Origin of the sequence: Kitasatospora purpeofusca (assembly GCF_036010405.1) — a bacterium.
GTDB classification, from domain to species: Bacteria; Actinomycetota; Actinomycetes; order Streptomycetales; family Streptomycetaceae; genus Kitasatospora; species Kitasatospora purpeofusca.
On the sequence record NZ_CP108561.1, the window covers coordinates 1,657,795 to 1,679,300 of the forward strand.

General features: G+C 74.5%; 9 protein-coding genes (1 of these 9 running past the window's edge). All 9 read right to left on the minus strand.

The features are described from left to right. On the minus strand, positions 1 to 14,068 hold the 5' end (the start) of the coding sequence (locus OG715_RS06980; RefSeq protein WP_266276401.1) for an EndoU domain-containing protein. 20,840 nt of this gene lie to the left of the window's left edge; 14,068 of the gene's 34,908 nt are visible here — the first part of the coding sequence; it begins with the start codon at positions 14,066 to 14,068; its stop codon lies beyond the left edge, outside the window. A 57-nt stretch (positions 14,069 to 14,125) separates the two neighbouring features. After that, positions 14,126 to 14,440: a hypothetical protein gene (locus OG715_RS06985; protein WP_266276399.1), complete on the minus strand. Its 315-nt coding sequence runs from the start codon at positions 14,438 to 14,440 to the stop codon at positions 14,126 to 14,128. Beyond that, a complete protein-coding gene (locus OG715_RS06990) occupies positions 14,433 to 14,873 on the minus strand; it encodes a YbaB/EbfC family nucleoid-associated protein (protein ID WP_266276397.1) in 441 nt (146 codons plus the stop codon). Before OG715_RS06990 ends, OG715_RS06985 begins: the two co-directional genes overlap by 8 nt. Before the next feature lie 134 nt (positions 14,874 to 15,007). Beyond that, complete coding sequence (locus OG715_RS06995; protein ID WP_266276395.1) at positions 15,008 to 17,173, minus strand: hypothetical protein; 2,166 nt, start codon at positions 17,171 to 17,173, stop codon at positions 15,008 to 15,010. A gap of 98 nt (positions 17,174 to 17,271) precedes the next feature. After that, positions 17,272 to 17,661: a hypothetical protein gene (locus OG715_RS07000; protein ID WP_266276393.1), complete on the minus strand. Its 390-nt coding sequence runs from the start codon at positions 17,659 to 17,661 to the stop codon at positions 17,272 to 17,274. 5 nt (positions 17,662 to 17,666) lie between these two features. Next, a complete protein-coding gene (locus tag OG715_RS07005) occupies positions 17,667 to 17,975 on the minus strand; it encodes a hypothetical protein (protein WP_266276391.1) in 309 nt (102 codons plus the stop codon). Positions 17,976 to 18,019: 44 nt separating this feature from the next. After that, the gene (locus OG715_RS07010; RefSeq protein ID WP_266276389.1) at positions 18,020 to 18,370 is read right to left on the minus strand and encodes a hypothetical protein; all 351 of its coding nucleotides are present in this window, start codon (positions 18,368 to 18,370) and stop codon (positions 18,020 to 18,022) included. 130 nt (positions 18,371 to 18,500) lie between these two features. Beyond that, the gene (eccB, locus tag OG715_RS07015; RefSeq protein WP_266276387.1) at positions 18,501 to 19,961 is read right to left on the minus strand and encodes a type VII secretion protein EccB; all 1,461 of its coding nucleotides are present in this window, start codon (positions 19,959 to 19,961) and stop codon (positions 18,501 to 18,503) included. Between the two features lie 82 nt (positions 19,962 to 20,043). Further along, positions 20,044 to 21,417, minus strand: a complete 1,374-nt coding sequence (gene eccD / locus OG715_RS07020) for a type VII secretion integral membrane protein EccD (RefSeq protein ID WP_266276385.1) — start codon at positions 21,415 to 21,417, stop codon at positions 20,044 to 20,046. Positions 21,418 to 21,506 lie beyond the last annotated feature (89 nt).

Below are 21,506 nucleotides of genomic sequence, written 5' to 3' on the forward strand. Positions count from 1 at the left end.
GGCCGCGGCCGGCGCCGGCCCGCAGCACGCCGGCCTCGCCGGCGGGCAGCTCGATCGCGCTCAGGTCGGCGACGACGGCCGGGCGCCGGCCGGTGCCGGGCGCCGCGGGCTCGGTGAGCGGGGCGGACCTGCCCCGCACCCGGGCGTCGGGCTGGACGTCCGCCGGGCGGTGGACCAGGTGCCGGCCGTCCCGGGTGATGCCCTCGATCCGGACGCCGTTGCCGGTGCCGGTCCAGTGGGTGGCACCGTCGACGACGCGGTCGTGGGCCACGTTCCGGTTCTCGTACGCGTGCTGGACGGCGTCGAGGACGTGGCCGGCCTGCCAGTGCGCCGGGTAGAACATCCGCCCCGGGTGGTCGGCGTGCCGGAACCAGCGGGAGGGGAACTGCGCCAGGTGCGCCCTCGGGGCGATGAACGGGTCGAGGAACCAGGCGGTGGCCCGGTAGGTCCCGTTGGGGTTGGAGTTGAAGGAGCGGTTCCCGATCCTGACGCCCCGCCGGCTGCCGGCCACCTCGACCTTGGAGAACTGCCCGTCCTGGGGGCGGTCCTGGGCCGGCTGGTGGTGGAAGCCGGCGAGGGTCTGCCGGTCGCCGTAGCGGACCAGGTCCGCGACGTGCTGCCCGAAGGCGTCCGGGGACGGGTGCCAGGGCAGGTGCGGGGCCGGGCCGAGCCCGCCCTGGTCGTCGGACGGGCGGAAGGAGAGGATCTCCACCACCTCGACCGGGCCGCCGGGCCGGTTCTCGTCCGGGTTCGGCGTCCGGATCTCGGTCCGGTTCTCGACCCGGCCCTCGATCCGCACGCCGCCGTACTCGCCGGTGAACGTCCGGACGCCGGGGGCGACTTCGGTGAACGCGTCGCCGCCCCGGCGCAGCGCGTGCTGGTACGCCTGCTCGGCCGCGTACACCGCGTCGTCGGACGACCAGTGCTCGGGGAACATGGTGCGGTGGCGGTCGGCGGGCCGGGGGGCCGGCGTGGTGGCGAGGTCGCCGGCCAGCCGGTGCTGACCGGTCGTCGGCCCGGCGGCCGGGCCGTCGTCGTGCACCCGGAAGGTGCCGTTGCGGTGCTCGGAGCCGGGGATCCGGATCGGCCGCGGCCGGTCGGAGCCGGGCGGCGGGAACAGGTGGCCGCCCTCGCGGCCGTCGCCGAACAGCGCGGTGCGCCGGGTGTCCTCGTTCACCGTCGGGCGGGGCGGGTGGCTGCCGTCGCGGACCGGGCCGCGGTCGGCGCCGAAGGCGCTGTCGATGACGCCGCCGAGCTGGCGCAGGTTGCGCGCCTTCAGGACGGGCCTCGGGTCCGCGGTGTACTCGCCGCCGGTCGGGTTGTCCGCGTCGAGACCGACCCGGCCGAATCGGTCCCGGGTGGTGGAGCCCATCATGCCGCCGTCGTCGTGGACCGGGCGGACCCGGCCGGGGCGGGACAGTTCGCGGTACTCGTCCGGCAGTCCGAGCAGGTGGCCGAGTTCGTGGACGACGGCCTTGGCCGGGGTGTCCAGGCCCCAGTTGAAGGCGTTCGGCCGGGACTGGGTCGGGTGGACGGTCACGGTGTGGTGGGCGGCGCGGGGGTTCTTCACGAACTCCATCCGCACCCGCAGCCGGTCGCCGCCGGGCAGCCGCTGGCCGAGGTCGTAGATCTCCGCCGTCCTGGCGCGGGCGTTCCTGGTCAGCTCCTTGAGGCCGTCCTTGGTGGCCCGCTTCGTCATGTCCAGGTCACGGGTGTCCAGATACACCTTGACGGTCACCAGTGACTCGGTGTCACCGTCGGCGAGCCTGATCCGGCTCACCGAGAACCGCTGGAGCCGCCGCTCCTCCAGGGCGCGCTCGAAGAGGTCCACCGGCGGGACGACCTCACGGGTCCCGAGTACCCGGCGCCGCTCGGCCGTGGGCGCGGCCAGCTGGTCCGGGACCCGCTGGTCCGGCTGGGCCCAGAAGTCGCTGATCCGGCCGTTCTCCACCCGCACCGTCAGCCGCACCCCGGCGAACTCGCCGTGGCGCAGCGTGGGAGCGGTGGTGCCGCCGGGCGGCACCGGCCCGGCCTGGGCCCGGAACGCGGAGCGCGCGACCACGCTCGCGGCGTAGCGGGCCTCGTCGGGGGTCCACTCGCGGGGCAGGTTGCGGCCCTCGGTCGGACGGTTCCACGCGGCCGGGGCGAAGAGCTCCCGCGCTCCGTCCAGCATCGTCTCGCCGGACACGGTGTGCGGCGGCAGCGGTGCCTGCTCCCGTGCGGCGGCCAGCACTGCGGACGGTCCGGGACCGGTCGCCTCCTCGTGCAGCCGTGGCACGGCCTGCTGGAGCGAGAAGCCCTCGCCGGGGACGAACCGGATCTCGACGGCGTCGGCGTCCCGGGTGAACCGCAGCCCGAGCTCCATCCGGATGCCGCCGTCCTGGTGGCCCGCCAGCAGCTGGCCGGCGGCCCGGTGCAGCGCCGTCTGGGCGCGCACGACGTCGGGCTGGGCGACACCCTCGGTGCCGGTGATCCGGACCCGGGCGGTGAGCCGGACGACCTCGGATCCGTCTGCCATCAGCTCGCGGCGGACCCGGACCGGCCCGAAGCCCGCCAGGTCCACCTCCTCGCCCCGGCCGACGGTCGGCGCCGAGCCGAGGTCGTACCTCGGGTCCCGGAACGACTGGTGCGGGGACGGGCGGTGGCCCATGAAGCTGCCGTCCGCGAGGTACATGCCTTCGATCCACACGCCGTCGGCGCGGCCGAGCTTGAAGGTGACGCCGTTCTCCACCCGGGTGAACAGCGTGTTCCCGAGCGCCTCGGTGACCCGCTCGCCGAGGTGCGCCGCGGTCCAGGCCTTCGGGTAGTACACGGTGCCGGGGTCGAGCAACGAGCGGCTCCAGCGCGAGGGGAAGGCCGCCACCGGCGCGCCCGCCTCCACGGCGGGGTCCAGCTGTGCCTTGAACACCCGGACCGTGCCGTTGTGCAGGGTCTCCTGCCGCTCGCCGTCCTGGAGGGCGGGCGGGCGGCGCGGGCCGTCCTGGACGGTGCCGTCGGTCGCGGTGGGGTGCCAGGGGTTGGTCCGGGCCGCTCCGGCCTGCCCGGCCTGCGCGGCGGCGACGGGAGCGGTGGCCGGCGCGGTCGGCGCGGGGACATCGGAGTTCGGGTACGCCTGCGGGAGGACCAGGGTGTCCGCGTCACCGGTGTGTGGCGCGTGCAGCACCGGGCCCTCGCCGTCCGTGCCGGACAGCGGCCCGGAACCGCGCGGGGGCAGGGGACGGGAGCCCTGGGGCGGCGGGGTGTGCCCGTCCGCGGCCCGGAAGTCGATGATCTTGTAGCTGTGCCAGTCCCGGACCACGGTGATCAGGACGTCGCCGTAGCGCACCTGCTGGATCAGCTCGGCCCCGACCTGCGTCTGGGAGCCGATCTGATCGCCGCGGGCGGCCGCGTGGATCATCTCCTCGCGGGTCCACTGCGGCGGCAGGCCCCGGCCCGCGTCGGGCCGCAGGGACGGGCTGACCACGTCGGCGTCCACCGGGTCCGCGATCGGCCGGGCCACCGTCGCCGGGCGGGTGCCGGTGCCGGGCGGCGCCGGTTCGGTGAGCGGGTGGGAGCGGTGCCCGTCCGCCGCCGGAGCGCCGGGCTGGTCGTCCGCCGGACGGTGGATCAGGTGGCGACCGTCCCGGGTGATGCCCTCGATCCGGACGCCGTCGGCCACCCCCGTCCAGTGGACGGCGCCGTTCACGGTGCGCCGGTCGGTCGCGTTCCGGTGCGCCGATTCGACGGCGCCGAGGACCCGCAGCGGGTCCCAGGTCCGGGGGTAGAACATGTTGTCCGGGGCGTCCTCGCGCCGGTGCCAGCGGGAGTCGAACTCCGCCAGCCTGGAACCCGGGGACGCCACGGGGTCGAGGAACCAGACCGGGGCACGGTAGGTCCCGTTGGGGTTGGTGTGCACCGGTTCCCCGATGTCGATCCCGTGCACGGCCTTGGCCGCGTCCACCGGCTGGTGGTGCAGGCCGGTGAGGGTGAGCCGGTCGCCGAAGCGCACCAGGTCCTCGACGCGCCGGCCGAAGGCCCCCTCGGAGGGGCGCCACGGCAGGTGGGCGGCCGCGCCCAGGCCGCTCTGGTCGTCGGACGGGCGGAAGGAGACGATCTCCACCACCTCGACCTGGCCGCCGCGCCGGTTCTCCTCCGGGTTCGCCGGCCGGAACTCGGTCCGGTTCTCGACCCGGCCCTCGATCCGCACCCCGCCGTACTCACCGGTGAAGGTCCGAACACCGGGGGCGACCTCGGTGAACGCCTCCGGGCCCCGGCGCAGCGCGTGCTGGTACGCCTGCTCAGCCGCGTACACCGCGTCGTCCGACGACCAGTGCTCCGGGAACATGGTGCGGTGGCGGTCGCCGCCCCGGGGAACGGGGTCAGGGGCGGTACCGAGGTCTCCCGTCCGGGGAGCCCGGCCGGTGGTGAAGTCCGCAGTCCGGGGAGCCCGGCCGGTCGCCAGGTCGCCGGCCTGCCGCCCGTTCAGCGTCGCCCGGTGGTCCGTCGCCACCTCGTCCGCCGGGCCGCCGAGCACCCGGAAGGTGCCGTTGCGGTTCTCCGACCCCGCGACCCGCTCCGGCCGGGGCCGGTCGGAACCCGGCGGCGGGAACAGGTGGCCGCCCCCGCGCCCGTCGCCGTACAGCGCGGTGCGCCGGGCGTCCTCGTTCACCTGCGGTCGCGGCGGGTGGGTGGCGCCCGGGGCAGGACCGCGGTCGGCACCGAAGGCGAGGTCGATCACGGCGCCCAGCTGCCGCAGGTTGCGCGCGGGCAGGACCTGGTGCGGGCCGACGGAGTAGTTGCCCCTGGACTGGTGGTCCTGGTCGACCGCGATCAGGCCGTGGCCTTCCTCCCGGGCCCGGGCCGCCATCAGCCCGCCGTCGAGGTAGACCGGACGGCTGCTCCACGACGCTTCGCGGTACTCGTCGGGCAGGCCGAACAGGTGGCCGACCTCGTGGGCGATGACATCAGCCTTGGTGTTCAGGCCCCATGCGCGGTGGTTCTCCCGGTCCGAGGACGGGTGGATCTTCACGGTGTGGTGCGCGGTGGCGGGATCGTTCACGAATTCGATCCGCGCCCGCAGCCGGTCGCCGTTGGGCAGCCGCTGGCCGACGTCGTAGGTGGCGGCCACCCCGGCCCGGGCCCGGTCGAGCAGTTCTCCGAACCTCTCGGCGGTGCGCAGCTCCACCAGTGGCAGGTCCGTGGTGTCCAGGCGCACCCGGACGGTGATCACGGACTCGGTGTCGCCGTCGGGAAGCCGGATCCGGGTCACCTCGAACCCCTGGGTATCCCGCGCCTCCATGGCGCGGTCGAAGGCGTCCGTCGGAGGAACGACCTCGCGGGTCCCGATCACCTGGCGCTGCTCGGCCACCGGCGCGGCCAGCTGGTGCGGCATGCGCTGGTCCGGCTGACCCCAGAAGTCGGTGATCCGGCCGTCCTCCACCCGGACGGTGAGCTTCACCCCGGCGAACTCGCCGTGGTGCAGCTGGGGCGCGCTCGTGCCCTCGGGCGGTACCGGACCGGCGTCGACGGCCCGGCCCGTGGCCAGGATCCGGTGCGCGGCGTAGCGGGCCTCCTCGGCGGTCCACTCGCCCGGCAGGTTGCGGCCCTCCCTCGGGCGGTTCCAGACCGCCTCGGCGAACTGGTGCCGCGGCACGTCGACCAGCGCCGCGCCCGACACCGTCCACGGCGCCTCCGGCGGCTGCTGGGGCACCCGCTCCAGGGCCACGGCCAGGTCGAAGCGCCCCGCCGCGTCGCGCAGCCGGGGCAGGGTGCCCAGGACGGTGAGGTCCGCGCCGGGACCGGTCCGGACCTCGGTGGCGTCCTGGTCGGTCGTGAACTCCAGCCGGAAGTCGAGTCGGGTGTCGCTGAAGTCCTGATGGCCGGCCAGATAGCCGGCGACATCGCCCTCCAGGGCGATCCGGGCCTGCCAGAGGTCCGCCGGGTCGCCCTGCTCGTCGCCCACCAGCCGGACCCGGGCGGTGACCCGCAGGACCTCCGCCCCGTCGACCGTCCGTACCCGGCCCATCCGGACGTGTCCGAGCTCCGGCACCTGGACCTCGGCGCCCTCGGCGTGCTGGGCGTCCGTCTGCCACGGGGACGGGCGGTGGGACTGCAGGCTGCCGTCCGGGTGGACCACGGCCTCGATCCAGACGCCGTCCGACTGGCCGACCACCAGGGTGGTGCCGTCGGGCTGCGGGTACCGCTGCGGCGAGGTGCGCACCGCCGCGTCCACGTGGGTGGCCACGGCGGCGGCGCTCCAGGACTCCGGGTAGTAGAGCGTGCCGGTGTCCCCCAGGGCACGGTGCCAGCGCGAGGGGAACGCCTCGATCGGCGCACCCGGCTCGACACCCGGGGACCGCTGGCCGGAGAAGACCCGGACCGTGCCGTTGGTGAGCACCGTCTGCCGCAGGTCGCCCGAGGCACGGGGCGGGCGGAGCGGATCCGTGATGCTGCCGCCCGGGCCCGCGGACTGCCAGGTGGAGGCCGGGTACTGCGGAGGAGCGGTGTCGTTCGTCCGGACCGTGGTGGTGTCGGCCGTCGTGGTGTCGTGCGCCGAGGTGTCGTCCGCCGACGGCTGCGGGACGCCCGGGAGGTCGGTGCGGCCGGGGCGCCCGGGCGCCGACAGCTCGACGGGCCCGTGCTCCCCGGGGCCGCCCGGGGCGTTCGGCAGCGGGACGAGAAGCTCTGCGGGCCGCCCGAACTGCGGCGGGTGGGGCGTCCCGCCCAGCGCCTGGGCGCCGACGATCCGGCCCTGCGCGTCGTGCTCCAGCCGCAGCCGGATGTCCAGGTGCTCCAGCAGGCGCACGGTACGGCCCGGCGGCACCGGGGGCTGCGGCCCGTCGGCGGCGAACGGGACGCCGCGACGGCTCGCGTCCGCGAGGAAGGAGAAGGCGTCCTCCCGCGTCCACACCGAGGGAAGGTGGGAGTCCCGGGCGGTCCAGTCCGCGCCGAGCGCGAAGTCGCGCTCCAGGCCGGGGCGGAGCGTCTCGGTCCGGCTGACCGTCGGGGGCCGTTCGTCCGTGCCCGGCGTGCCCGGCTCGCGCAACGGCGGCGCGGTGGGGCGGTCGGTGGCCGTCCAGCCCTCGGCCGGCGCGGCCCGGCGCGCGTGCTCGACGGTTCGTACCCGGATGGCCTGGTCGCCGACGAGCTCGGGCAGCAGGGTGCGCGGACCCGGCATGCTGGTGCGGCCGACGAGGGGCGCGCGCGGGTGGTCGCTGTCGACGAAGTCGACGACCACCCGGACCAGCGCGCCGTCCGCGGTGCGCATGTTCCCGAGCTCCTGGTCGACCCGCTGCTGGAAGGCGGCCCGGTACTCGGCCCGCTCCCGGGGCGACATGTCCTCCCCGAAGTGCAGCCGGACCGGGGTGATCAGCCCCAGGCCGGTCTGGCCGTCGGCGAACCGGACGTGGCGGACGAACGCCGCGAACCCGCCGCCGAAGTCCACCAGGTGCGGGGCGGACTGCTCGACGATCTCCTCCGACCGCCACTCGGAGATCGGCTGGTCCATCGACGGGCGGTGGACGAGGTGCACCCCGTCGCGGCTGAGCCCCTCGATCACCACCCCGTTGTGCCGGCCCACCCAGCTCTCGGTCCCGTCGGCCGCGGTCCGCGAGTCGTGCCGGACCAGGTAGGCCGCGTGCACGGCGTCGTGGATCTCGGACGACGACCAGGCGTCCGGGTACATCACCTGGGTGTCGCCGTCCGCGCGACGGAACCAGCGCGACTCCAGGCGGGCCAGCGGCGCGCCAGGGGCGACCCGGGGGTCGAGGTACCAGACCCGGGAGCGGTAGGTGCCGTTGTCGTGCGGCTCGAACTGCCGCTGCACGACCAGGCCGTGCTCCACCCCGGCATCCACCGTCGGCCGCCGGTGGACGCCGGTGAGGGTGCCCCGGTCGCCGTACAGGGTGAGGTCCTCGGCCCGCCCGCCGAACTGCCGGAAGCCGGGGTTCGGCGGCTCGAAGGCGGCGACGGGGACGCGGTCCTGGTTGTCGGCGGGCCGGAAGCCGGTGAACTCCCCGTTCACCACCTCGCCCTCGATCCGCACCCCGCCGTACTCGCCGGTCCAGTGGTGGGTGCCGTCCCGTTCGGTCACCCGGCCGGTGCGCAGCGCGCTGTGGTACGCCTGCTCGGCCGCGTAGACGGCGTCGTCGGAGGCCCAGTGCCGGGGGAACATGGTGCGGGTCGTGGTGCGGGTCCGGTCGGCGGGGCCCACCACGAGGTCGCCGGCCGACTCCAGGTGCCGCACCGGCACCGACTCGGTCCGCGAGACCCGGAAGGTCCCGTTGGCGTGGTCCGGCCCCACGGTCTGCCGCACCCCGGCCGGGTCCGAACCCGTCCTCGGGTACAGGTGTCCCCCGGAGCCGTCCCGGTCGCCGTGCAGCACGGTGCGGAGGGTGTCCTCGCCGAAGCGGGCCCGCGCCGGCGGGCCGCCCGGGACGACCCGCCGGCCGACCGGGCCGCCGGCCGGTCCGAACGCCTCGTCGACGACGGAGCCGAGCTCGCGCAGGTAGCGCGCCGGCAGCCCCTGCGCGGGGTGCGGGGCGACGCCCCCGGCGGAGTTGTCGTGGTCCACCCGGAACCGGCCGAAGCGGTCGGCGACCTGCGCGGACATCAGCGCGCCGTCCCCGTACACCGGCCGGGGCGGCCGCCCCACCTCGCGGTACTCGTCCGGCAGGCCCAGAAGGTGCCCCAGCTCGTGGGCGATCGTGCTCCGGTGCAGGCCGAGGTCCCAGTTGAGCGCGTTGGCGCGCGGGTGGTCCGGGTACAGCTCGACGGTGTGGTGCGCCTCCCCGGGGCTGTCCACGAAGGTCACCTCGACCCGCAGCAGGTCGCCGTTGGGCAGCCGCTGCCCCCGGTTGAACTGCTCGTCGACGCCCTCGACGGCGCGGGCGCGCAGCGCCCGCAGCCCGGCCTCCCGCTCGGCGGGCGGCAGGCCCGACAGCTCCCCGGTGCCGAGGTGGATGCGCAGCCCGAGCACGGTCTCGGTGTCACCGCCGGGCAGCGCGATCCGGGTGGCCTCGAAGGACTGGACGAAGCGGGCCGCCAGCGAGTGCCGGAAGGCGTCCGCGGGCGGCCGCACCTCGGCGGTGGCGAGGACCCGGTGGGTGCCGGACGGCGGCGCCGACCCGTCCTCGCCCCGGACGGCGTCGATCTGGAAACGGGTGATCAGGCCGTTCTCGGCCTGCACCACGACGGTCCGGCCCGCGTACTCGGCCCACACCAGGCCCTGCTCGTCGGCCAGGCCGCCGCGCAGGGTCCGGTAGGCCGCGTAGCGGGCGTCGGCGGCGGTCCAGCCCGAGGGCACGCCCTGGGCCGGCCGCTCCCAGGCGGCATCGGTGAACACCTCCCGCATCGCCGTCAGCTGGCCCCGCATCCGGTCGGTGGAGGCCGGGGGCGCGGACGGGTCCTCGGCGCCGGGGGGCCGCAGGGTACCGGCGACCGGCTCCGGCAGCGGCAGCGCGTGCCGGGCGGCGCCCGGCGGCGGGGCCAGGATCGCCGCGGCGGTCTCCAGGCCGTGCTCGTCCACGACGGCCAGCAGCGGCCGCAGGTGCTCGTCCAGGGCGGCGGGCCGGCCGGCCGGCACCCGGACGCTGGTGAACGTCCCGGCCGGGTCCTCGGTGAACTCCAGCCGCAGCGACACCGGCGTGAACAGGTCCTCGTTCGCGACCAGGTCGTCGGCGGACTCCTGGAGCCGGCGCCGGTACGCGGCGAGGTCGGGGCCGGTCATGCCCTCACCGGGCGTCAGGTGCAGCCGGACGGTGAGTTCGATGCCCTCCTGCCCGGTGGCGAACACCACCCGCCGGGCGGTCAGTTCGGGGCCGCCCTCGGTGACCGGCCGGGTGACCGGCTCGGAGTGCGCCAGCACGGGGGCGTCGTCCCACCGGCGGACGAAGCCGGGTGTGAACTCCGGCTGCCGCTCGGTCGGCCGGTGGACCAGCACCTGCCCGTCCCGGACCAGGCCCTCGACCCACACGCCGTCGACCTCGGTGACGACGTGCCGGGTCCGGCCGTCCGGCAGCGCCGCCTCGCGGCGGGGCCGGCCGTCCAGCAGCGCGGGCGGCACCGTGTCCTCGGTCCGCTGCCGGGTCCAGTGCTCGGGGTAGAGCCGGGCGGCCGGCCCGTCCGAGGAGCGGTGCCAGCGGCCGGGGAAGTCGGCGAGCGGGGAGTCCGGCGGCACCGACGGGTCCAGGTACCAGGTGTGGGCCCGGCGGGTCCCGTTCTGGTGGGGCGCCCCCAGCGTCTCGGTCCGCACGCCGTGCGCGGCGCCGGTGGCCGGGTCGACCGCGTGGTGCAGCGGCGGCAGCGTCCGCCGGTCGCCGGGCCCGGCCGACGGGTCGAGGTCGGCGGCGCGCCGCGCGACGGGCCGGTGCGGGGCGTACGGCGGCGGCGCCGCGTCGCCCTGGTCGTGGTGCGGCCGGAACCCGGTGACCAGGCCGTCCCGCTGGGTGCCGGTGATCGTCACACCGGCGTACTCGCCCGTCCACACCGGTGAGGAGTCGTCGGTGCCGAAGCGCCGGGAGTCCAGGTGCGCCTGCTCGACGGCGTACGTGATCTCGTCGACGGTCCAGTGCCTCGGGAAGAACGTCCGGGCCTGACCGCCGGAGCCGGCCGGGGCCGACAGCCGGACGGTGTCGTTCGGGTTGGTGCGGAGCTGCCCCGGGAAGGCCTCGTCGACGGAGGGGCGCAGCAGGGTGCCGCCGGTGCCGGTCTCGCCGTCCGGGCCGTACAGCGCGGTGTCGCGGACCTGGCCGGTGATCCGGCGCGGGTTCGCGGCGGCGACGGTGGTGTGCTCGGTGTGCTCGGTGTGCTCCGGGGCGAAGGCCTCGTCGACGGTGGCGCCGACGGTGCGCAGGCGGCGCGGCCAGTCGACGACGGTGCGGTCGGCGCCCGGAGCGCGGTGGAGTTCGCGCGGGCCGTCGTGCAGGCCGAGGACGCGCCCCAGCTCGTGCCCGATCACCTCCCGGCCGGCCCGCAGGCCCCAGTTGGCCTCGTCCTGGCGGACGGTGCCCCGGTGCACCCGCACCGTGTGGTCGGCGTTCGCGGCCGAGTCGGCGAACTCGACCCGCACCTGGAGCCGGCTGCCGTCGGGCAGCCGGTGCCCGCCGTTGTAGGCGTCGTTCACCGCCAGGCCGACGCGCTCGCGCAGCGCGGTGACCCGCCCGGCCTGGTCCTGCGGCACGCCGCGGTGGTCGAGGTGCAGCCGCAGGACGAGTTCGGTGACCGGGTCGCCGTTCAGCAACTGGCCGCGCCGGACCTCGTACGGGCGCACCGGCGGCGGCGCGGGCGCGCCCTCGATCACGAGGTAGGTGAGCGGCTCGACCCGCCGGGTGGCCGGGTTCGGGCGGAGTTCGGTGAGGGAGTTGGCGAGCGGCACGGGGACCGTCGGCGCGATCGGCTGCTGGTGCGGGGGGAGGGGGTCCGACCCGGTCCCGTTGCGCGGCGCGAGGGGCAGGTCGGTCTCGTCCCGGCCGATCGTGCGGGGCTGCGAGGGGAGGTCGAAGGGCCCGGTCCGGGGCGGCGGCGCCGGGGCCTCGGTCCGGTCGGAGTCGCGGGTGACGGTGGTGTCCTGGCCGAGCAGCATCGAGGCGAGGCTCGTGGTCTGCCGCGGGGACCTCGGCGTCGGCTCCTGCATCTCGTGGCGGCCGGCGTCGTCGATGCCGACCGGGCGGCGCGGCGGGACGGGCGGCTTCGGGTCGTGCTCGGGGACGTGGTTCGGGGCTTGGTCCGGGACGTGGTTCGGGGCGGTGCGGTCGCCGCCGGACGTCGAGGTGGTGGCCGAACGGCCCGCGCCGGCACCGGCGTTGGCGGTCGCGGCCGCGCCGGGGGCGACGGTCTCGCCGCCGGCTCCGGTCCGGTTGCGGGGGGCCGTCAGCGTGTCGCCCGAGGACTCGGTCGACACCGGGGGCACCGGCCGCTGCCGGCCCGGGGTGGTCTTCCTCGGCGGCTCCTGGCCCGGCGCCTCCCCGGGCTTGCGCTCGGGTGCCTTCGGCTCGGTCGCCTTCTGCTCCCCGGGCTTGTGCTCCCCGGCCTTCTGCTCCGGGGTGCGCTGCTCCGAGGCCCGCTGCTCGGCGTCCGGCGTCCGCGGCTTCGGCGCGACGGCCGGGGCGTCCTCCGACTGGACCTTGACCGGCGTCGCGGGGGCGTGCTCCTCGCCGCCCCTCTCCGCACCCGCCTTGGGCGGAGCCGAGGACTCGTCGTGGCCCACCAGGGTGTCGGTGCTGCCGCCGACGGTCCGGGTCAGCGTCTCCAGCAGGGACGGCGTATGGTCGCCGCGCTCCTCCGCCAGGAAGTCGACGTAGGGCAGCAGTTGCTGCATCCACTCGGCCACCTCGTGGTCGGCCGCCGGGGTCTTGATGTCCACGCCCGAGGCGTGCGACAGGCCCCTCGTGACGTCGTCCAGCGAGTTGATCCGGAAGCTCTTGGCGAACTCGAAGGCCTCCGGGTGGCCCATCCGGGGCACCGGGAAGGGCACGATCTTGCCGGACGCCATACTGGCGAGCGCGGCGAAGCTGATCGGGTGCCAGAGCGGGAAGTTCTTGCTCGCTCCGTGCTCGACCGCCTGGAACTGGGTCCGCTGGACCAGGTCGGCGTAGCGGTGCATCAGCGGCGCCGAGCCGAGGTGCATGACGTGGCCCATCATCGCGGTCATCATGCCGCCGACGAAGCTGCCCGCGGTCACGGTGAACTCGTGGTTCTCGCCGAAGATGAGGTTGTAGAAGCCCTCACTGAGGACGTTCTGGGTGCCGGACTGGACGTAGTTGCCGAGTGCCAGGCCGAGCTGGAACATCTTGTTGCCCTGGGTCAGACCGTCGGCGAGGTCCGGCAAGTGCTTGCCCAGCGCGCTGACCTGATGAGCCGTCAGTCCCTTTCCGGCGTCCTGCTTGAGGACGGTGTCCAGCGCGTCCTTGAGGCCCTCGCTGGCCGCGCCCCGGGCCGCGACCGACTGCTGGGCCTTGCCCACCCACTTCTCGGCGAACTTCTCGCCCAGCTCGCGGCCGAGGGCCGCGGCCTCCTTCTTCCCGAGCTGCTCGCCGAGGTGCTTGACGAAGGTCTTCTCCATCTCCTTGACGAAGGTCGAGGAGATGGAGCCCTTGGTGGTCTTCCCGAAGCCCGCCTGGAGCTGCTCGGTGGACGCCTCGATCAGGCTGCCGAGGTCCCGGGCGAACGCCCTGGCCTCCGCCTTCTTCAGGGCCTGCTCGGCGAGCCCCTTGGAGGTCTCCTTGCCGATCGCGCCGAGCGGGCCCTTCTCACCGGCCTTGGCGGCGGCCTCGGCGGCGGTCTTCAGGGTGCCCTTGAGGCTCTTGAGCTCGCCGTCGACCAGGTAGTCGCTGAGCTTGTCGGCGAGCAGCCGGCCGCCGCTCTTGCCGAGCAGCCGGCCCAGCAGCTTGCCCAGACCCAGGCCCAGGAGGTCGAGCGGACCGCCGAGGATGCCGCCGATGACGCCGAAGAGCACCGCCTGCTTCTGGAGCTCCTTGTCGATCTCCTTGCGGTTGCCCTGGCCGATCTGGAGGTTCTGGATGATGCCGTCCATCAGCAGACCGCCGACGATGCCCGAGAAGGTGTGCATCGCGATCGTCTTGAGCAGGTACTTCATCAGGGCCGTGAGCGCGGCCTTGGTGAGCAGCTTCTTGAGCACCAGTCCGGACAGGCTGGTGCCGAAGCTGAACGGCGCCCAGAAGATCGCCAGCGCGATCTCGACCATCAGCTGCACCAGCTGGGCGATGGCCATCCACTTGGTGTACTCGACCGTGTTGGCCACGTCGCCGGCGCAGTTCGCCAACGCCTTGGCGGTCTTGGCCGCCGCCGAGACGTAGTCCTCGCCGGACTTCGCGTCGGTCTTGGAGCGGCCGATGAACGAATTCATCTGGTACTCGAAGGTGATGGCGGCCTGGCCCTTGAACTGCCGGCCGCAGGAGTCCGCCACCTTCGCGATCAGCGCACGCAGGTGAGGGAGTTCCGTGGCCAGCTGCTCGTAGGCGTCCCGGACCTCGCGCAGGTCCCCCTCACGGATCTCCGGCCAGGGCATGCCGGTGATGATCGTGAAGAATCGTGCGGTCGATGCGTTGACCTCGATCGAGGAGTGCGCCACGGGAACTGCCTGCCGTTTCCGGTTGTGCGTGTGGTCGGGCCTTCGGCTGCGGGTGGGTCAGAAGCCGTTGGCGATGTCGTTGGCGTGGTCGCCGGCCCGGTCGAGGGTGGCGGCGAGGAGTTCACCGTTCTCGCCGACCGAGACCACCGTGGAGCCGATTCTCAGGAGCAGCTCGTAGAGGTTCTTGGTGCCGTCGTCGACCTGGGCGTGGTACTGCTTGCCGATCTCGTCGTTCCCGCCCACCTGCAGGTTGATCGCATTGATGTGGTCGGCCTCGGTGGTGAGCTGGGCGACGTAGTCCTTGAGCTCGAAGAACTCGGCGAAGCTCTTCTTGAGCATCGCCGTCTTGGAGGTGGTGTTCGGGCTAACCACGGAACTCCTCCTGCCGGCCGGCCTGCTTCTTCTTCTCGTCGGCGTCGTAGCCCGGACGCATCGCCCAGAGCGGTTCGAGGATCTCGTCCAGCTCGCTGCCGCCGGACATCGAGAGCCGCAGCGTCTCGCCGATCCCGTCGAAGCGGGAGATGCGCTCGGCGACCTGCTTGCCGACGTCGGCCCGGGCCTCGTTGAGCACATCGGTGAGGATCTTGGCGAGCTCGGCGGGCGCCATGTCGCGGTAGTCGTTGGTGTGGAAGGTGAGCGAGACGACCTGGCCCTGCGAGCCGACCTTGGCGGTGACCATCCGGTCCTTGGAGGTGACCGAGCCGGTGAGCTCGTTCATCTCCTGCTGCATCTCCTCGGCCCTGGCCAGCTCGGTCTGCATCTCGGCCATCGCCTGGGCGATCTGCTCCGCGAACGGGTTGCTCATGTGCTCTTTCCTCGTTTTCCTCGTGGTCGGGTGCGGTCCGGGCCGCCGGGGCGGGCGGACCGGGCCGCACCCGGGTGCGGTCCGCGTCCCGAACGCCGAAGACGTTTTGGACGTCCTCGGTGTCCTGAACGTCCTCAGCGTCCGATGACGCCGCTCACGGCACCGGAGTCGGTGCCCCAGACCTCTTCGTCCTCCGCCAGCCAGGTGGTGCGGCGGCGGTCCTTCTCGTTGCCGGCCCCGCCCGCGCCGCCGCCCATGCCGCCGCCCGGCGGCATCATCGGCGGCATCCCGCCGGAGGAGGTCGCGGTCCGCTGGCCGGTCAGGGCGGCCTGCTCCTGGGCCGCGGCGCGGGCGGCCCGCTCGGCCGCGACGCGCTCGGCGTTGGCCTGGTCGACCGCGGCCTTGGTGGCGGACGGGTCGCCGCCGGCGGCCAGCGCCCGGTTGCTGAGGCCGCCGCCCATGCCGGCCATCATCGGGCCGCCGCCGAGGCCGAGAGAGCTCCCGCTGCCCGAGCCGCCGGCGCCGAGGCCCATCGTGTTGTAGGAGAAGCCGCCGGCGCCGAAGCTGTTGGGCGACAGCAGGTCGGGGCCGCTGTCGTCGCCCGCCGCGGAGTAGCGGTCGGCGAGCAGCTGCCGGTTCTGCGAGACGGTGTTGCCCTGGCCGTCGCGCAGGATGCCGTCCGGGCCGATGGTGTAGCCCGGGCCGGCCACCATCGGGTTGCCGGCCGCGTCCAGGACGGGGTTGCCGCTCTCGTCGACGATCCGCCCGTCCTTGGTGATGACGGAGGTCGGGGGGACCACCACGGGCCGGTTCGAGCCGGAGCCTCCGGGGAGGAGGGAGTCGGGCAGCGGGCCGGAGTTGAGGTCGGGGAACGGATTGCCGATGAGGTTGGGGCCGCTTCCGGAGTTGCCCGAGCCGCCGTTGCCGAGGTTGAGGTTCGGCAGGTTGCCGCCGCCTCCGCCGAGGTTGAGGTTCGGGTTGTTGCTGCCGCTGTTGCCCCCGATGTCACCGAGGTTGAGGTTCGGCTTGTTGCTGCCGCCGGAGTTGCCCCCGGTGCCACCGCCGCCACCGGCGTCCTTGATGTCCTTGATGTCGGGCCCGCCGCCGAGGTTCTTGATGTCGGGCCCGCCGCCGAGGTTCTTGGTGTCCGGCCCGCCGCCGAGCTCCTTGATGTCGGGAGGGCCGTCCTTCGTCGGGTCCTGGTCCTTCGTCGGGTCGTCCGTCGTCGGAGTCTTCGGGTCAGGCATGATCAGCGGGAACGGCTTCAGGGGCACGGCGGCGTTGCCGGCGTTGCCGTAGGCCGTGCCGATCGCGGTCAGCGCGTCGTCGGCGGCCTTGTCGAGGACCTTCACGACATTGGCGACCCAGATCTCCCGGGCCCTCTTGTCCACCGCCGTCCAGAAGCCCTCCGTCGCGGGGTCGCCGAACGCCGCGCCCGTCAGGGTGAACGTCAGGTCGGAGACGGCGCTGGTGGTGCCCACGTCGTCGTTCGTCGTGCCCTTGTTCTTGGCGTCCCAGTGCGCCCACCCCGGGGACACGGCCTCCTTCGCGGTGACCTTCACGGTCGCGCCCTTGAGCCCCTGCTTGATCGCTTCGGAGACGGTGTTGGTCGGCCAGGCCAGCGGCGACGCCCACCAGTCCTGGAAGCCCTTCCACAGCGCCGCGATCTGCGTGTCGAGGGCGGTCTTGCACGGCGTCAGGACGGAGCTGACGTCGGCCAGCCGGATCATCTGGTTGTCCGCGTCGATCTCGTTGCGGAACGCCAGCAGCAGGGCCCGCAGGGCGTTCGCCGAGCTGCCCTGCCAGTCGCCGTCCTCCTCCCCGATGCCCTTCACCCACTCCGTCCCGATCTTGGTGATCCAGCCGTCGAGGAAGGTGGTGAACTCCGTGAGGTTGGTTGCCGCCTTGCCGAAGACGGCCGGGTCGAGCCGGTCGTTCGCCTTGATCGTGCCGTCGATGAAGCGCTCCAGCGGCGCCCGGCTGCCCGTCCAGGCCGCGAACTTGGCGCCGGCGCCGTCGAGGTTCGGGTAGTGGATGTTGGTGCCGACGACGTAACTGGCGTGAAGTGGCTTCGTCGTGTCTGCTCCCGTGGTGTAGGTGAAGTACCAGGCCACCCAGCTGTCGAGAGGCAGTTGGGTGCCGTCGCCCTCGACACCCTGCCACCCGTCCGTGGCCTCGTTCTTCCGGTCACCCGGCTTGAGCCACGGCTTCTCGTCGTCGCGCACCGACTCACGGGTGGCCGGCTTCGCGTCGGCCGTCGACCCGACGAAGGTCAGCGCGTCCTCCCAGATGTGCCCCATGGCATCCCCTCTCGCGGCCGAGCCCGACCGGACGTGTCGCGGGGCCGGCCCGTGCCCGGGCCGGCTCCGCCGTGGTGGCGGGGGGTCCCCCGCCGGATCTACTTACCGGGGTTCAGGGTCCGCCCGGCCAGCTTCATGAACTGCGCGTAGTCCAGCGACTCGTCCAGCGCGTTGTTCAGCCACTTGTCGGCGAGCTGGAGATCGATGATCAGGGTCTCGAACTGGCCGATGACCGTCCCCAGCAGCTTGGCGACCGAGTCGTCGTACGCCTTCAGCGTGGTGGCCAGCGTGCCCGGCGCGGTGAAGTTCCCCGAGTTGTTGCCGGTCAGGAACGGCACGCTGCCGTCGGCGAAGGCCCTGAGGTCCCGCACCGCGATCGACGTCTTGACGTCGGCGAGGAACACCTTGATGGTCTTCTCGGGGAAGTTCTTCAGGAAGTTGTCGGTGATCGTGACGGTGCCGCCGTCACCGTTCTCGTCGTCCGCCACTCCGGTCAGCCCTGGACGTGGTCGAAGTGCGTGCTGGCGCGCATGTCCGCGTCCCTGATGGCGGTGCGGATCTCGGTGAGCGCGTTGTGGGCGTTGACGATCTTGCCGCCCATCGCCGTGTCGGCGTCGTGGAGCGTGGTCGCAAGGGTGCCTGCGGCGACCGAGAAGTCACCCACCAGCTCGACGTTGATCTTGCTGTTGAGGTAGGTCCTGAGGTCCTCCATCTGGGTGTGCATGGTCTTGGCATGCGCCTCCAGATCGTTGATCGCGGTGTCGACACCGGCGTAGTGGAGTGACATGTGGCCGTCGGTCATGATGGTTCCCTTCGGGTCGAGCGGTCGGTGCGGAGGTCAGTCGGTCACTTGGGGTTCAGGACGCCCTCGATGTAGCCGGCGCGGCCCGGGTCGCCGCCCAGGCTGTTGTTCGCGATCGTCTGGGTGTGGTCGCTGGTCGAGGAGAAGATCTGGCTGGTGTCGCCGAACTTGCCGTGGAAGGCGTCGTAGTCCCGGCTGACCGCCGCGTACTGCGCCAGCCAGTCGTTGATGTTGTTCTGGAACGTGGTGCTGGCCGCGCCCTCGAAGCTGTCCCGGATGGCCGAGTTGATGTCCTCGATGTACATGGCGGTCTGCCTCATCGCCCCGTACTTCGACTCCACCTGGGTCCTGATGTCCTGCAGGACCTGCTGACTGACCGTCGTCTGCTGCGCCACGTGCGTACCTCCTCCGGTGCCGCCGGCCGCTCCCGGCCGGCGGGAATCGCCGCGGGCCGGTCGGACCGGCCCGTCAGGGTGAACGGGAGCACCCGGCCCGGCGGTTCACACCGGCCGGCACCGCCTCGGCTCAGCGCGTGCAGCGCCCCTCGCCGCTCACCGCGGGCTGGACGATGCCGCCCGCCAGCGGCCCCGGGTCGAGGCTGGGGCCGGTGGGCAGCAGGGACAGCACCCGCCCCGGCACCGCCGTCGGCGCGGCCTTCGCGTAACCGAGCCGCTCGGCCACCGCCGGCGAGGCCAGCGGGTACTTCACGCCGGTGTCCGTGACCAGGTACAGGGTGCCGCCGAAGCCCGCCCCCGACACCGCCCGGACCAGGGCGCCGCCGCCGGGGCGCACGGCGATCCGGTCCGCCGGGGTGCAGCTGGGCAGCACCCCGGGCTGGAGCACCGGCGGCAGGCCGAGCACCGGCGAGGCGTCCAGCACGGCCACGTCCAGGTCCCCGCCGTCGGCGGCCGGCCGCAGCGCCGCGCACAGGGCCTGCTCGGCCCGGGGCGGCAGCAGCGCCGGGGGACGGCCCGGCAGCCCCTCCGGGGCGAAGGCCGCCGCGGCGGACGCGGGCGCGGTGTGCGCCACGAGGTCGCCCGCACCGGCCGGGGCGGGCGCCACCTGGCCGTTGCCGTACGCCTCCTGCTGGGTCCGCGGGTCGCCCTGCAACAGGGCGAACTGGGTGGCGGTGATGGCCACCAGGCCCTGTTCGGCCAGCACGTACCGCTCCTCGCCGGTCCCGGTGAACAGCTGCCCGACCTTGGTGGGGCGGCCGGAGAGCGCCGGGCCGTCCTTGCCCCGGCCCGGCACGTCCGGGGCCCGCAGCTCCGGGCCGGCCGGGAACGCGGCCAGGAAGGAGGCGGTGACCGGGACGGGCGCGGCGGCGGACCAGCCGAGCGCCCGGACGGCGCCGCCCGCCGCGTCCACCGCGAACCGGCGGCCGTGCCAGAGCAGGTGCGCGGCGCCGTCCGGACCGGCCACCAGGACGCCCTGCTCACCGGCCGGGCGGCCGGTCTGCCGGGTGCCGATCGCGACCGAGAGCTGCGGTGCGGCCTTGGCCGCCGCCGTCCCGGCGGTCGCGGCGCGCATCGTGCAGAGCAGCCAGTCGGCGCCCGCCGCGGCGGCCGGCGCCGGCAGACCGTCGGGCGCGCCGACGATGCCGACCGGGGTGCCGCGCGGGGCGCCGTCCAGCGAGCGGGCCGACACCTGGTCGACCTTCAGCTGGTCACCGGCGAGCAGCCGCGCGCTGGCCTCGTTGAGCACGGGGTGGAGCAGGCCGCCCGCGAAGACGTAACGGGCGCCGGACTCCTTGACCACCACCAGGGTGCCGGGCTGCTTCCAGCCGGTCGCGCCACCGGGTTTGATCAGGCCGTAGACGCCGGCCCCGGCACCGATCAGCAGCGCGACGGCCAGCCCGATCGCGGCGCCCCGGTTGGTCCGGCCCACGGGGGTGTCGGGGGCGTCCGGCTCGGCGCGCAGGACGCCGGCGGCGACCCGGCTCATCACGAACAGGTGGGCCTGCACCTGGTCCCGTCGGGACTGCATGCGGTGGTCCTCCTCGGTGCGGCGGGTACGGGGTGTGGCAGGCGGTGGAGTGCGAGCGGATGCGGCGGGTGCGGCGGCCGGGTCAGCCCGCCAGGCCGCGCATCGCCCCGTAGAAGCCGAACACCTGGAGCGCGAGCGGCAGCAGCGCGAGCGCCGCGAGCGAGTGCAGCAGGTCCCCGGCCCGGCCCCAGTAGGGCAGCAGCCGACGGCCCGGCACCGTCCACGCCGTCGCGCAGAGGCCGGTCGCGGCGAGCAGCAGCACCACGAACACGACCAGCCGCGTGCCCGGCTCCGCGTCCCAGCCCGTGCGGGCGGCCAGCAGGCCGAGGCCCAGCGCGCCCGGCAGCAGCAGGGCGAGCCGCTGGCGCAGCCCGCCGATGTCGCGGGCGTGCAGCAGGAGCAGCACCGCCAGGTCGGCCGCCATCGCCGTCGGGCCCCAGCCGCCGTCCCTGGCCAGCGCCAGCACCGAGACGGTGGCCGCGCACACGGTGCCGACCGCGACGAAGAACCCGGCCAGGTAGCTGTCCGCGACGAGGCTGCGGGCGAGCACGTCCTCGGCCGGGAACGGCTCGATCTCCTCCTGGAGTTCGTCGGCGTTGCGGGGCAGCGCGGGCAGCCGCAGCCCGCCCAGCTTGAACGCCAGACCGGGGACGAACGCGCCGAACAGCACGGCGACGGCGGCGAGCGCCGAGGCGATGTGGGTCGTGGGCGCGCCGGACGCGGCGAGCGCCCCGGCAGCGAGCCCGAGCGTGGCCGCCACCAGCAGCCCGGCGAAGAACGGGCCGGACCGGACCAGCGCCAGTGCCAGCACGGTGGCGCCGACCGCCGCCGAACCGCCCGCCAGCAGCCGGGCCGGGCCGGTGACACCGGGCACCAGGGCGGCGGCCGCCGCGGCGTGGGCGATCCCGGCGGCGGCCAGCGCCGTACCGGCCGCGGAGTCGCCGATCATCCGGGTCGCCGCGGTGCCCCCGGCCAGCAGCAGCAGGGCCACCACCGCGGCGGCGGCGCAGCGGGGCGCCTCCGGGCCGGGCAGGGCCAGCAGCAGCAGCCCGCCGGCCAGGGTGACCAGGGCGAGGACGAGCGCGAGCCGGCGGGTGACGGCGGGCCGCCAGGAGTCGCCGCGGGCGGCGGTGCCGGTGCGGACGCCGTCCACCAGGTCGTCGAAGTGCACCTCGGGCAGCGCGTCCTGGCCCGGGCGCAGGAAGAGCTCCTCGCCGTCGGCGAGGCCGAGCTCCTCCAGGGTGCGCTCCTCGTCGAGGGGCGCGCCGCCGAGGCGCTGGAGGATCCAGCCGGAGTGCTCGGTGCCGCTCTCCGTGACGTCGGTACCGGCGTAGCCGAGCACCGCCGGCAGCAGGTCGGCGAGGACGACGTCGCCGGGGAGGGCGAGTTCGAAGGCGGTCCCGGGGGCGCGGAACCTCAGCCGGACCAGCCCTGTCGCCACCGTGCTGATGCTCACCTGTCGCGTCCTCCCGTGGAATCTGCCTGCGCGCTCTCCCGTCACAGGTACGGACGGCGGTGGCCCGGCGGTTCACCGGGCAGGTCACG

What these genes read in the sequence shown, in the direction of transcription:
- OG715_RS06990 (WP_266276397.1), bottom strand. Translation starts at nt 14,873, where the DNA reads ATGAGCAACCCGTTCGCGGAGCAGATCGCCCAGGCGATGGCCGAGATG.
- OG715_RS06995 (WP_266276395.1), bottom strand. Translation starts at nt 17,173, where the DNA reads ATGGGGCACATCTGGGAGGACGCGCTGACCTTCGTCGGGTCGACGGCC.
- OG715_RS07005 (WP_266276391.1), bottom strand. Translation starts at nt 17,975, where the DNA reads ATGACCGACGGCCACATGTCACTCCACTACGCCGGTGTCGACACCGCG.
- eccB (WP_266276387.1), bottom strand. Translation starts at nt 19,961, where the DNA reads ATGCAGTCCCGACGGGACCAGGTGCAGGCCCACCTGTTCGTGATGAGC.